The organism is Streptomyces sp. DT224 (genome assembly GCF_049844595.1).
In the GTDB taxonomy this organism is placed as follows: domain Bacteria; phylum Actinomycetota; class Actinomycetes; order Streptomycetales; family Streptomycetaceae; genus Streptomyces.
In genome coordinates this window covers 44,348-56,983 of the sequence record NZ_JBNCLI010000003.1, presented here as the reverse complement: position 1 = coordinate 56,983, position 12,636 = coordinate 44,348, and the positions used below count along the sequence as shown (strand labels likewise).

Sequence of the window (12,636 nt, the reverse complement as noted above, 5' to 3'; positions counted from 1 at the left end):
CAAGCTAGGTCGCCGAAGATCTCCGCGACCTGCCCCCGGCCGCGCGGGTCGAACGCCAGGAAGCGGCGGGCGGGGTTCCACGGGGGCGCCGTCGAGGTTGCCGACGACGAGCGGATGCCTTGCGGCCAGGGCCTGTCGTTGGGCCTCGCTCAACCCCGCGAAGAACGCGGCGACGTCGGCGGGTGGATCCTCCTCCGGGTCGGGCAGTTCGCGGCCCAGCGTGTGGTCGGCCCGCCAGGAGGCCGTGCCCGGCGGCGGACCCGTGACCGCCTGCTGGGCGTTGCCCGACACCCAGCCCGCCGTCCCCGACACCGCGGTGACCGCCGGCGCGGCCGTGACCAGGGTCCTCGCGTAACGCCTCATCCGCCCCGCCCTCCCTCTCCGGCCGAACCAGCCGGTCCCCGCACGCCGTTCGGCGCGACGGGAGGAAGGTAGGAACGCGGTGGGTGCGCGGGCGTCACACCGGGGAGCCAACCGCCGTGTGGTACCCGGGTAGGGGGTCTGACAGGGTGCGTCAGGCGGAGCCGGGGACGACGAGCCCCGCCTCGTACGCGAAGATCACCGCCTGCGCCCGGTCGCGCAGGGACAGCTTCGCCAGGACGCGGCCGATGTGCGTCTTCACCGTCTGTTCGGCGAGCACCAGCTTCCCGGCGATCTCCTGGTTCGACAGGCCGCGCGCGATGAGCTCCAGGACCTCCGTCTCACGCGGCGTCAGCCCGTTGAGGCGCAGCGTCGCCCCGCCCCGGGACGCCGCCGAAGGCCCCTGCTTCGCGAAGTCGGCGATCAGACGGCGCGTCACGGAGGGCGCGAGCAGCGCGTCGCCGGCCGCCACCACCCGGACCGCCGCGATCAGGTCCGCCGGGGGCGCGTCCTTCAGCAGGAAGCCGGACGCCCCGGCCCGCAGCGCCTCGTACACGTAGTCGTCCACGTCGAACGTGGTCAGCATCAGCACCCTGGGCACATGGACCACGCCCGGCGGCGGGTCGAGGAGTGCGCGGGCCGCCGCGAGGCCGTCCATCTCGGGCATCCGGACGTCCATCAGGACCACGTCCGGGTGGACACGGCGGCTGACCTCGATGCCCTGGCGCCCGTCCGGCGCCTCACCGACCACGTCGATGTCCGCCTGGGCCGCCAGCAGGGCCGCGAAACCGGCCCGCACCATGGCCTGGTCGTCGACGATGATCACACGGATGGTCACGGTTCCTCCGGACTCAGGGGGGCGTCGTCGGGCCCGGCCGGGGACAGCGGCAGCCGCGCGGCGACCCGGAACCCCCCGTCCGGCAGCGGCCCGGCGTCCAGCGAGCCGCCCGTCAACCGTACGCGCTCCCGCATCCCCACCAGACCATGGCCCGTTCCCGCCGTCTCCAGCGGCGAAACGGGCCGCCCCGGTGGGCCGTTGACGACCAGCACCGTCAACTGCCCCTCCTCCGGGGCGACCGAGACCCGGGTGCGGGCACCCGGTGCGTGCCGTATGACGTTCGCCAGCGCCTCTTGCACGATCCGGTACGCAGACAAGTCAACGACCGGCGGTACGTCACCCAGATCGGTGGCCAGGGACAGTTCTGCGGGAAGCCCCGTCCGTACCGTCGACTCCACCAACTGCTGCAAGCGGTCGATCCCCGGCTGCGGGGACCGCTCGCCCTCCGCGCCGTCACCCCGCAGCACCACGAGCAGCCGCCGCATCTCGGCCAGCGACTCCCGGGCGCTCGCCGCGATCGTCCCGAACTCCTCGCGTGCCTCGTCCGACAGTTCCGGCAGCCGGTAGGGCGCGGAGTCCGCCTGGACGGTGATCACGGACATGTGGTGGGCGACCACGTCGTGCAGCTCCCGGGCGATCCTGGCCCGTTCCTCCAGCAGCGTCCGCCGGGCGCGCTCCGCCTCGCTGACGGTCTCCTGCTCGGCGAGCCGGCGCTGTGCGACGCGTCGTTCCCGTACCGCCGCGCCGATCACCAGCACCACGGCCGCGCACAGGGGCAGCAGCAGCGCGGTGCCGTCGCTCCGGTCCGGGCGGACCAGATGGAGGATGAGGCTCGCCGCCCCGGTCGCCAGCCAGACGGCGACGAGAACCCGCCGGGACCTGCGCAGGGCCAGTGCGAGGAGCAGGAAGAGAGAGGCGACGAGGGGCGCGGGCGGCCACGGCCACACGTCGTACGCGCGGGCCGGCTGCCCCAGGAGCACCAGCGCACCCGCGACGTCCGCCGGGAAGACGATCCACCAGGCCCACAGAGGGCGGTGCGCCATCAGCAGCAGAGGCCCGGCCTGGGTGACGGCGAGGGTGGTGGCGGCCACGCCGCCGAGCCCGTACTGATTGAGGAGATTGGCCAGGGTGACAGGGAGGAAGAGCACCGTCAGGACCACGGCGGCGGCCTGCGGCAGGAAGCTCGTCCACCGCCGGGAACCAGTGGTGCGCGCGGGGGCGGAAGCGGGTGTCGGCTCGGTCATCCGGGGCGGCTGCCGGCTACAGCTCGGCCAGGAGCTGCGCCTTCTTGGCGCTGAACTCCTCGTCGGTCACCAGGCCCGCCCGGTGCAGCTCCCCGAGGTGGTGGATGCGCTCCGCGATGTCGGCCGGATCCCGCCGGGCGGCGGCGGCGAGGGCGGCGGCGGCCGGGGGCGCGGACTGCTTCCTGCGTACGGACTCCAGGACGGCCGCCGCGAAGGGCAGCGACTCGTGGACCGGGCCGTAGCCGAGCCCGAAGATCACCGCCGCGGGGTCCTGGTCGGCCCGGGCGGGCCTGGGTATCACCGGCTGGAGGCCGGTGACCGTCCCGCCCGTCGCGGGAGCGGTGAGCCCTCCGGACGCGGGGACGGCGGTGTCCGGGCCCTTGGGCAGCAACCGCAGATAGCCCTCCAGACCCTCCGGCGAGCGCCACTCGACCCCGCACAGATCCGTGACCGGGAACGTCTGGTCGCCGGCCTTCCACTTCTCCGACGAGGCGCCCGTCCAGAACCAGCGGAAGGAGATCCGCTCACCGTCGAAGCCGGCCCGCCCGTCGTACGCCTTGAACTGCATCGGGGCCTTTGGGGCCGCGACCAGGAAACGGTCGGCGGGATCACCCGCGTCCGCGCCGAGGCAGGACCGCAGCTCGTCCGCGTAGTACTCGGCAAGGGTCTCGCGGGCGGCGGGGAGCACCAGCCGGTACGGGTCGCAGCCGTCCTTCAGCTGCCCGGCGGCGGCTTCCAGGAGCGGGTCGGCCCCGGGGCGCGGCACGGCACGCAGCACCACCGTGCCCCGCCTGCCCGGGGTCAGCGTCACCGACGACAGCGCCGCGTGCGGAACGCGACGCTCACGGAGGCTCTGGAGGAGCCTCGGTGAGCGGATGCCCCGTTCGTAGCGGATGAGCACGGAGTCGGCGTCGAACTCCCAGGTGGCATGAATTCCGGCCAGCACATCACCCATGCGCCTCATCGTATGCGGCACTTGCCCGCCCCGTCCCCTCTCGGAGTCCACCGCTTCCGGAGGCCGGAGGCGGTGTCTCTACGCGTGTCAGGCTGTCGAGTTGGCGTACACCCCGTCGTTGCAGGTGCTGTCGGCCGGTGCGCAGGTCACCGACGTGTATGCGCCAACTCCGATCGCGGCGAAGTTGTCCAGGCTCTCGGTGCCCGGCTCGAAGTAGCCACTGTGGCCGAGCGCGCCGTCCGCGGAGACGACCCGCGCGCCGAAGTCGTGGTCCACCGGATCGGCACCGTGCCCGAGGCCCCCGAACTCCAGGTTCGGCACGTCCTCGATCCAGTCGCCGCTGTCCCGCATCGCCCAGACGTGCGCCCGGGTGTGCAGCTGTCCGGCGTTGTCCGCCCGCATGCCCGGGCTGCCGGCCACGGCGATGTCCTCGACCCGGCCGGGCAGCCTGCTCGCGGCGACCCCGCACAGAACGGAGCCGTAGCTGTGGCAGAACAGTGAGACGGGAGCCGGTCCCGGGAGAGCCCGGACGAGCGCGTCGAGCCGGACCGCCCCGCGCTCGGCGAGGTTGCCGAGGGCGGCGTCCATGCCGATGCCGGCGGGCGTGGTGTAGTCGGCCCAGGCGATGACGGCGGTGCGCACCTCGGGGTTCGCGCCGCGCTCGGCGGCGTACAGCGACTTGGCCATGCCGACGGGCGCGGCGTTGGTCTTGGCGCCGGTGCGTTCCAGGGTCAGCAGATTCGTGTCGACCCCGGGCACGACGAGCGAGATCCGCCGCGCCCGGTCCAGGTCGCCGAAGACCTCGGCGGCGAGCCCGCGCCCCGAGGGGTCGAACGCCAGGAAGTGGCGGTCCCGGGCGAGCATCGAACGGAAGCGGTCCAGGCGGTGCTGGGCCTCGGCACGGCCGGACGCGGAGAGTCTGGTGTCCTGGACGCGTGTGCGTTCGACCGCGCCGGCCTGCCCGATCGCCCGCCGGTTCGCGCGGTAACGCGTGGTGACCGGGGCGCCGTTGAGGTTCCCCACGACGAGCGGGTATCTGTCGGCGAGGTGCGCGCGCTGCCCCGGTGTCAGCGTGGCGAAGAAGTGCGCCAGCTTGTACGGAGCGCTGTCGGCGTCCGGCAGCGGCTGCCCCGCTATCGACCCCTTGGCCCAGGCGGCCAGCGCGAGCGCGCGGGAGTCGCCGGAGCGCTGGTGGTGCACGGCGGTCCAGCCGGTCGTTGCGAGCATCACGAAAACGACCGCGACGGCGAGCAGGGCGCGCCAGGCGGTGAGGCTGGGGGAGGAGTCGAAGGAAGTCACTCCGGACCACCCTAGGAGACGGGCGGAGCCCGTTCGGGAGCGGAGTGACCCAGATCACTCGACTGTGCGGAAGGACACCGTGATCGCCTCACCCTGCGTACGGCCTTGTGGCACGCTCCGCGCCATTCGCGTCAACCCTGTGGGTGTTGTCACCTTTCGGAGTGGTCTCGGGCTCCGACCCTTCCGATTACTCTCCGTAACCATGCAGGGTGGGTTCCGGGAGCTCCACATCGGTGGAGGACCCGCATCCGCAGTTCCACGGCATGTCCATCACACGGGGGTTCCACTCACATGCGTACGACCGTCGCCGCAGCCGTCCTGGCCGTCACCGCCCTGTTCCTGTCCGCACCCGCCGGCGCCACCGCACCCGCCGGCGCCACCGCACCCGCGAAGCCCGCCGCGCCCGTCCGGCTCGGGGACTGCGGGAGCGGGCAGCTGTGCCTCTGGGCGAAGCCCGACTTCACCGGCGCCCGGCAGACCCATGAGCTGTCCGCCATCGACATCGAGAGCTGCGTCCCGCTGCCACCCGGCACCACCGCCCAGGCCCTCGCCAACCGCACCGGCCGGCCCGTCACCACCTACCAGTCCGCCGAGTGCGCGGAGACCGGTGAGTTCGAGACGTACCCGGGCGGCGGCACCTGGCTGCCGCGGTCGCCGTACCAGGTGCGCGCCTTCAAGGTGTGGGAGAACTGACCGGCTCCGGACGCGCCGCGGGGCGGCGGCACCCTCCCCGGGTCCCACCGCCCCGCACCGGGCCGGTCTCCGCGCCCGCGCTACGCGTCGCCGCCCGCGGCCCCCGGATCCGCCGAGGCCACGTCCAGCAGTTCGTAGCGGTCGACCGCCGTCTTCAGCGCCGACCGGTCCACCTTCCCGTCCTTCGCCAGCTCCGTGAGCACCGCGAGCACGATCGACTGCGCGTCGATGTGGAAGTACCGCCGCGCCGCGCCCCGCGTGTCCGCGAACCCGAACCCGTCCGCGCCCAGCGACTGGTACGCCCCGGGCACCCAGCGGGCGATCTGGTCCGGCACGGACCGCATCCAGTCCGACACCGCCACGAACGGCCCCTGCGCCCCGGACAGCTTGCGCGTCACGTACGGCACGCGCTGCTCCTCATCCGGGTGCAGCAGGTTGTACCGCTCCACGTCCACGGCCTCGCGCCGCAGCTCGTTCCAGGAGGTCGCCGACCAGACGTCCGCCTTCACGTTCCACTCGTCGGCGAGGATGCGCTGCGCCTCGACCGCCCACGGCACCGCCACACCGGAAGCCAGGATCTGGGCCGGGATCTCGCCCTTCTGCCCGCCGCTGTAGCGGTAGACGCCCTTCAGGATGCCCTCGACATCGACATCCGCGGGCTCCGCCGGGTGCTGGATCGGCTCGTTGTAGACGGTGAGGTAGTAGAAGACGTCCTCGTTCTCCTCGGGGGTCCCGCCGTACATCCGGCGCAGACCGTCCTGCACGATGTGCGCGATCTCGTACCCGAACGCCGGGTCGTAGGCCACGCAGGCCGGGTTGGTCGACGCCAGCAGCTGCGAGTGCCCGTCGGCGTGCTGGAGCCCCTCGCCGGTCAGCGTCGTCCGGCCGGCGGTCGCGCCCAGCACGAAGCCGCGCGCCAGCTGGTCCGCCATCTGCCAGAACTGGTCACCGGTGCGCTGGAAGCCGAACATCGAGTAGAAGACGTACACCGGGATCAGCGGCTCGCCGTGCGTCGCGTAGGCGGAGCCCGCGGCGACCAGCGAGGCCGTGCAGCCCGCCTCCGAGATGCCGTCGTGCAGCATCTGCCCGGTCGGCGACTCCTTGTACGCGAGCAGCAGGTCGCGGTCCACCGACTCGTACTGCTGCCCGAGCGGGTTGTAGATCTTCGCGCTCGGGAAGAAGGCGTCCATGCCGAACGTGCGGTACTCGTCGGGTGCGATCAGCACGAAGCGCTTGCCGATCTCCTTGTCCCGCATGAGGTCCTTCAGGATGCGGACGAACGCCATGGTGGTGGCGATCGACTGCTGGCCCGAGCCCTTCTTCGCCGCCGCGTACGTCTTGTCCTCGGGCAGCGGCAGGGGCTTCGCGCGCACCACCCGGGTCGGGACGTAACCGCCCAGGCCCTTGCGGCGGTCGTGCATGTACTGGATCTCCTCCGAGCCGCGGCCCGGGTGGTAGTACGGCGGGTTGCCGCCCTCCAGCTCCTTGTCCGCGATCGGGATGTGCAGCCGGTCCCGGAACCGCTTCAGATCCTCGGCGGTGAGCTTCTTCATCTGGTGGGTCGCGTTGCGACCCTCGAAGTTCGGCCCGAGGGTCCAGCCCTTGACCGTCTGCGCCAGGATCACCGTCGGCTGGCCCTTGTGGGCCTTGGCCGCCGCATAGGCCGCGTAGACCTTGCGGTGGTCGTGTCCGCCGCGCCCCAGGTGCAGGATCTGCTGGTCGGTCATGTCCTTGACCATCTCGCGCAGCCTCGGGTCGTCCCCGAAGAAGTGCTCCCGGATGTACGCGCCGGTCTCCGTCGCGTACGTCTGGAACTGCCCGTCCGGCGTCGTGTTCAGCTTGTTGACCAGGATGCCCGTGCGGTCCTGTGCCAGCAGCGGGTCCCAGGAGCGGTCCCAGACCAGCTTGATCACGTTCCACCCGGCGCCCCGGAACTGGGACTCCAGCTCCTGGATGACCTTGCCGTTGCCGCGTACCGGGCCGTCGAGGCGCTGGAGATTGCAGTTGACGACGAAGGTCAGGTTGTCCAGGCCCTCGCGCGCGGCGATGGACAGCTGGCCGAGCGACTCCGGCTCGTCCATCTCGCCGTCACCGAGATACGCCCACACATGGGAGTTCGACGTGTCGGCGAGGCCGCGCGCCTCCATGTACCGGTTCATCCGCGCCTGATAGATCGCGCCGAGCGGGCCGAGGCCCATCGACACCGTCGGGAACTCCCAGAAGTCCGGCATCAGCCGCGGATGCGGATAGCTGGACAGCCCGTTCGGCGCCTTCGACTTCTCCTGGCGAAACGCGTCGAGCTGCGCCTCGCTCAGCCGGTCCAGCAGGAAGGCGCGGGCGTAGATCCCGGGCGAGGCGTGCCCCTGGAAGAAGATCTGGTCGCCGCCCAGACCGTCGTCCTTGCCCCGGAAGAAGTGGTTGAAGCCGACGTCGTACAACGAGGCCGAGGAGGCGAACGTGGCGATGTGGCCGCCCACGCCGATCCCCGGACGCTGGGCGCGCGAGACCATCACGGCCGCGTTCCAGCGGGTCGCGTTGAGGATCTTGCGCTCGATCTCCTCGTCGCCGGGGAAGAACGGCTCGTCCTTCGTGGCGATCGTGTTGACGTAGTCCGTGCTGCGCATCTCCGGCACGGCGACGCGCTTCTCGCGCGCTCGCTCGATGAGCCGGAGCATGAGATAGCGGGCCCGCTCACGGCCTCGCTCGTCGACGGCGGCGTCGAGGGAGTCGAGCCATTCCTGGGTCTCTTCGGGATCAAAATCCGGGACCTGGCTCGGAAGGCCGCCAATGATGATCGGGTTGCGATCGGATCCGGAAGCCACGCTGTTCCTTCGCTGTTCGGTGCTGCGCTTCGGGGCCTGCTACGGGAGTCCTGCCCCCGGACGAGAGGTACGTGTACGCCAACCCATCGTGTACCGCTGAAACGCGTACGTCATCTCTACCGAGAGGTAACCGCGCACGCGTCCCCCGCCCGGTTCCGCCGGGGTGGATGGACGGCCGCCGAGTGGGTATCGGTGCAGGCAGAAGGTGGCGGACAGGATGGGGCAGGCGGGGTGAGAAGGGACGGAACGCCACCATACGTCCAAGGTGTGCAAGTGTTCCCAAAAGCTGCTCGGCTCCGAATGCCGGACCGAAACGGCATAAGCTGTCCAAGGACGTAGGACGCGACAGGAGTGGAGGAGGACGCGGAGCCCTCGCGGGAGGGCTGCCTGAAGGGCGGCGACGTGACAGGAAACGTCACCGTTTAGGCGGTCTCGTACGCTGGGTACTTGCGCGATCCGCCGCTCCCGTGTGGACTACGGCCAACGCCCCGCGCACGCGCGTGGCTGAAGCATTTTCCGAAACATGATCAGGAGGCAACCCGTGAGCGCGACCGCGGACCACGCGGAGGAGCGGACCAACCCGGCGGCACGCCTGGGGTTCGAGCCCGGACAGGTGGTCCAGGAGATCGGCTACGACGACGACGTCGAGCTGGAGCTCCGTGAGGGCATTGAGGCCATTACCGGCCAGGACCTCGTCGATGAGGACTACGACGACATCGCTGATGTCGTCCTGCTGTGGTTCCGCGACGAGGACGGCGACCTTACGGACGCGCTGGTGGATGCCATCGGTCTGCTCGAGGACGGCGGCGTGGTCTGGCTGATGACGCCCAAGACCGGCCGCGACGGATACGTCGAGCCGAGCGACATCAACGAGGCCGCCCAGACCGCCGGGCTCGCCCAGACCAAGAGCGTCAACGCGGGCAAGGACTGGTCGGGAAGCCGTCTCGTCACGCCCAAAGCGGCCAAGGCCAAGCGCTGACCCCACCAACCCCTGAAGGCCCCCGACAGGCATCACGCCGATCGGGGGCCTTCGTACGTCCCCGCACATCCGTATCCCGGGGGCCTTCGTACGTCCGGCCCGCACATCCGTACCCCGGTCACCCACTGGCTTGATCCGCACATACGCGGGAAGCTTTCCCGGGTGCCGCACGGGTGCCCGGGCGGTCTGCGTAGGGTGGGGGTCACCCGGACAGCCCAGCCCGGTGACGTAGCGAAGGGACGCGTTTTCATGGCGATCGAGGTCGGCACCCAGGCCCCGGATTTCGAGCTGAAGGACAACCACGGCCGGACCGTGAAGCTCTCCGATTTCCGTGGCGAGAAGAACGTGGTGCTGCTGTTCTACCCGTTCGCCTTCACCGGCGTCTGCACGGGCGAGCTGTGCGCGCTCCGCGACGAGCTGCCCACGTTCGAGAACGACGACACGCAGCTGCTGGCCGTGTCCAACGACTCGATCCACACCCTGCGCGTCTTCGCCGAGCAGGAGGGTCTGGAGTACCCGCTGCTCTCCGACTTCTGGCCGCACGGCGAGACCTCGCGGGCCTACGGCGTCTTCGACGAGGAGAAGGGCTGCGCGGTGCGCGGCACCTTCATCATCGACAAGGAGGGCGTGGTGCGCTGGACGGTCGTCAACGGCCTGCCCGACGCACGCGACCTCAACGACTACGTCAAGGCGCTCGGCTCCCTCTGATCCGCTTCGGGCGGATCGCGGGCCGACCCGGGGGCGGAAAGCCTGTTTCGGCCGGGAACCGGTCACTAGGATCCACTCGTTGATCGGATGTCAACACGACGTGGAGGCGCCGGCACCGGCCGGCCCCCAAGAAACCAATGGGAGGACTCGTGGGAGTCAGCCTCAGCAAGGGCGGCAACGTCTCGCTGACCAAGGCCGCGCCCAACCTGACCGCGGTCATCGTGGGTCTCGGCTGGGACGCCCGTACCACCACCGGCGGGGACTTCGACCTCGACGCCAGTGCTCTGCTGACGAACGCCGAGGGCAAGGTCGCCAACGACGGCAACTTCGTCTTCTTCAACAACCTCAAGAGCCCCGACGGCTCCGTCGAGCACACCGGTGACAACCTCACCGGTGAGGGCGAGGGCGACGACGAGGTCATCAACGTCAACCTGGCCACGGTACCGGCCGACGTCGACAAGATCGTCTTCCCGGTCTCGATCTACGAGGCCGAGAGCCGCCAGCAGAGCTTCGGCCAGGTCCGCAACGCGTACATCCGCGTCGTCAACCAGGCCGACAACAGCGAGCTCGCGCGCTACGACCTGTCCGAGGACGCCTCGACCGAGACCGCCATGGTCTTCGGCGAGCTCTACCGCAACGGCGCGGAGTGGAAGTTCCGCGCCATCGGCCAGGGCTACGCCTCCGGTCTGCGCGGCATCGCGCAGGACTTCGGCGTCAACGTCTGACCTGCCCGGGGCCCCGGCCCCGGCACCAGCATTTCCGTCCGGCGCCGCACCACGTGCGGCGCCGGACGCGCTCGACGGACAGTTTTTCCGGCCGTACGGGTTCGGCCGGCGGCTCCGTCCGGTACAAAGACGGTTCATAGACTCGGGGAGGACACACCATGGGCGTCACGCTCGCCAAGGGAGGCAATGTCTCCCTCTCCAAGGCCGCACCCAATCTCACCCAGGTGCTGGTCGGGCTCGGCTGGGACGCACGATCCACGACGGGGGCCGACTTCGACCTGGACGCCAGCGCGCTGCTGTGCCAGTCGGGCCGGGTCCTCGGCGACGAGTGGTTCGTGTTCTACAACAACCTCACGAGCCCCGACGGTTCCGTGGAGCACACCGGTGACAACCTCACGGGTGAGGGCGACGGCGACGACGAGTCGATCATCGTGAACCTCACGCAGGTGCCGGCCCATTGCGACAAGATCGTCTTTCCGGTCTCCATTCACGAGGCCGACAATCGCGGTCAGACTTTCGGCCAGGTCAGCAACGCTTTCATCCGCGTCGTCAATCAGGCCGACGGCCAGGAACTCGCGCGGTACGACCTCACCGAGGACGCCTCCACGGAGACCGCGATGATCTTCGGCGAGCTCTACCGCTACAACGGCGAGTGGAAGTTCCGTGCAGTTGGTCAGGGGTACGCATCGGGGCTCCGAGGCATCGCTCTAGACTTCGGGGTCAACGTTTCGTAAAGCCGCGCACGGCGCGGGGGAGCCCCGTGCACGTCGGGGGAGACCCGTTACACACATGATGGGGTAGCCAGTGCTTCTGAAAACCTTCGGGTGGTCGTTCGCGATCACCGTGATCGGCCTCGTGGCCGCGTGGTTCTACGGGGGGTGGGAAGCCTTCGGCGTGGTGGCGATCCTTTCCGTCCTGGAGATCTCGCTGTCCTTCGACAACGCCGTGGTCAACGCCGGAATCCTGAAGAAGATGTCCGCCTTCTGGCAGAAGATCTTCCTGACCATCGGCGTGATCATCGCGGTCTTCGGTATGCGGCTGGTCTTCCCCGTCGTGATCGTGGCCATCACGGCGAGCCTGAATCCGATCGACGCCATCGATCTCTCGTTCAACGACCCGGACCGCTACAAGGAACTGGTCACGGACGCCCACCCGGCGATCGCCGCCTTCGGTGGCATGTTCCTGCTCATGATCTTCCTCGACTTCATCTTCGAGGACCGTGACATCCAGTGGCTCCGCTGGCTGGAGCGCCCGCTGGCCAAGCTGGGCAAGGTCGACATGCTGTCGGTCTGCATCGCGCTCATCGTCCTGCTGATCTCCGCGATGACCGTCGCCACCCACGCCCACCAGCACGGCGGCGGACATGTGGACAAGGCGGAGACCGTCCTGCTCGCCGGTATCGCGGGTCTGATCACGTATCTCATCGTCGGCGGGCTCTCCGGCTACTTCGAGGACAAACTCGAAGAGGAGGAGGAGCGCGAGCACGAGCAGGAGGAAGAGGCCAAGCGGAGCGGCAAGAAGATCTCCGCGGTCGCCCTCTCCGGCAAGGCCGCCTTCTTCATGTTCCTCTACCTGGAAGTCCTCGACGCGTCCTTCTCGTTCGACGGCGTGATCGGCGCCTTCGCCATCACCAACGAGATCGTGCTCATGGCGCTCGGCCTCGGCATCGGTGCCATGTACGTCCGTTCGCTCACGGTCTACCTGGTCCGCCAGGGCACCCTGGACGACTACGTCTACCTGGAGCACGGCGCGCACTACGCGATCGGCGCGCTGGCCGTCATCCTGCTCGTCACCATCCAGTACGAGATCAACGAGATCATCACCGGTCTCGTCGGCGTCGTCCTGATCGCCTGGTCCTTCTGGTCCTCCGTCCGCCGCAACAAGGCGCTGGAGGCCGAGGAAGGCAAGAGCGAAGTGACTGCCGGGGTGTGACCCGGTAGGAATTGAGGGAACGCTCTTGGCGGGGCGGCTCGTACGGCGACGGTTCCGGGACACACCCGGAGGCGGCCCGGA

The 12,636-nt window shown here is 69.9% G+C and carries 11 protein-coding genes and 1 pseudogene; 6 read left to right on the top strand and 6 right to left on the bottom strand.

Features of this window, described 5'->3' with window-relative positions:
* Positions 1-2: 2 nt before the first annotated feature.
* The 5 genes and pseudogenes from ACLQ2N_RS07460 to ACLQ2N_RS07440 form a co-directional block, all read right to left on the bottom strand.
* Positions 3-363: pseudogene (locus tag ACLQ2N_RS07460) on the bottom strand (alpha/beta hydrolase); the annotation flags it as partial.
* Positions 364-514: 151 nt separating this feature from the next.
* A complete protein-coding gene (locus tag ACLQ2N_RS07455; RefSeq protein ID WP_164402583.1) occupies positions 515-1,198 on the bottom strand; it encodes a response regulator in 684 nt (227 codons plus the stop codon).
* Positions 1,195-2,442 (bottom strand): sensor histidine kinase, encoded by a 1,248-nt coding sequence (locus ACLQ2N_RS07450; protein ID WP_425810334.1) that lies wholly within the window; start codon positions 2,440-2,442, stop codon positions 1,195-1,197. The genes ACLQ2N_RS07455 and ACLQ2N_RS07450 overlap by 4 nt, the downstream gene beginning before the upstream one ends.
* A gap of 16 nt (positions 2,443-2,458) precedes the next feature.
* Positions 2,459-3,397: a DUF4429 domain-containing protein gene (locus ACLQ2N_RS07445; RefSeq protein ID WP_425810332.1), complete on the bottom strand. Its 939-nt coding sequence runs from the start codon at positions 3,395-3,397 to the stop codon at positions 2,459-2,461.
* Positions 3,398-3,484: 87 nt separating this feature from the next.
* The gene (locus ACLQ2N_RS07440; RefSeq protein WP_425810330.1) at positions 3,485-4,696 is read right to left on the bottom strand and encodes an alpha/beta hydrolase; all 1,212 of its coding nucleotides are present in this window, start codon (positions 4,694-4,696) and stop codon (positions 3,485-3,487) included.
* A 291-nt stretch (positions 4,697-4,987) separates the two neighbouring features.
* Between ACLQ2N_RS07440 and ACLQ2N_RS07435 the strand changes: the two genes are divergently transcribed.
* Positions 4,988-5,389, top strand: coding sequence for a peptidase inhibitor family I36 protein (locus tag ACLQ2N_RS07435; protein ID WP_425810328.1), 402 nt, complete (start codon positions 4,988-4,990; stop codon positions 5,387-5,389).
* An 80-nt stretch (positions 5,390-5,469) separates the two neighbouring features.
* On the opposite strand, the gene aceE is transcribed toward ACLQ2N_RS07435, so the two are convergent.
* Positions 5,470-8,211: a pyruvate dehydrogenase (acetyl-transferring), homodimeric type gene (aceE, locus tag ACLQ2N_RS07430; protein WP_425810326.1), complete on the bottom strand. Its 2,742-nt coding sequence runs from the start codon at positions 8,209-8,211 to the stop codon at positions 5,470-5,472.
* 541 nt (positions 8,212-8,752) lie between these two features.
* Between aceE and ACLQ2N_RS07425 the strand changes: the two genes are divergently transcribed.
* The 5 genes from ACLQ2N_RS07425 to ACLQ2N_RS07405 all read left to right on the top strand — a co-directional run bounded on the left by ACLQ2N_RS07425 (position 8,753) and on the right by ACLQ2N_RS07405 (position 12,555).
* Positions 8,753-9,190, top strand: coding sequence for a DUF3052 domain-containing protein (locus ACLQ2N_RS07425; RefSeq protein ID WP_018103344.1), 438 nt, complete (start codon positions 8,753-8,755; stop codon positions 9,188-9,190).
* A gap of 249 nt (positions 9,191-9,439) precedes the next feature.
* On the top strand, positions 9,440-9,898 hold the full coding sequence (locus ACLQ2N_RS07420) for a peroxiredoxin (protein ID WP_425810324.1): 459 nt from the start codon (positions 9,440-9,442) through the stop codon (positions 9,896-9,898).
* Positions 9,899-10,047: 149 nt separating this feature from the next.
* A complete protein-coding gene (locus ACLQ2N_RS07415) occupies positions 10,048-10,623 on the top strand; it encodes a TerD family protein (RefSeq protein ID WP_164402590.1) in 576 nt (191 codons plus the stop codon).
* Positions 10,624-10,781: 158 nt separating this feature from the next.
* Positions 10,782-11,357, top strand: coding sequence for a TerD family protein (locus tag ACLQ2N_RS07410; RefSeq protein WP_164643397.1), 576 nt, complete (start codon positions 10,782-10,784; stop codon positions 11,355-11,357).
* 70 nt (positions 11,358-11,427) lie between these two features.
* Complete coding sequence (locus ACLQ2N_RS07405) at positions 11,428-12,555, top strand: DUF475 domain-containing protein (RefSeq protein ID WP_425810321.1); 1,128 nt, start codon at positions 11,428-11,430, stop codon at positions 12,553-12,555.
* Positions 12,556-12,636 lie beyond the last annotated feature (81 nt).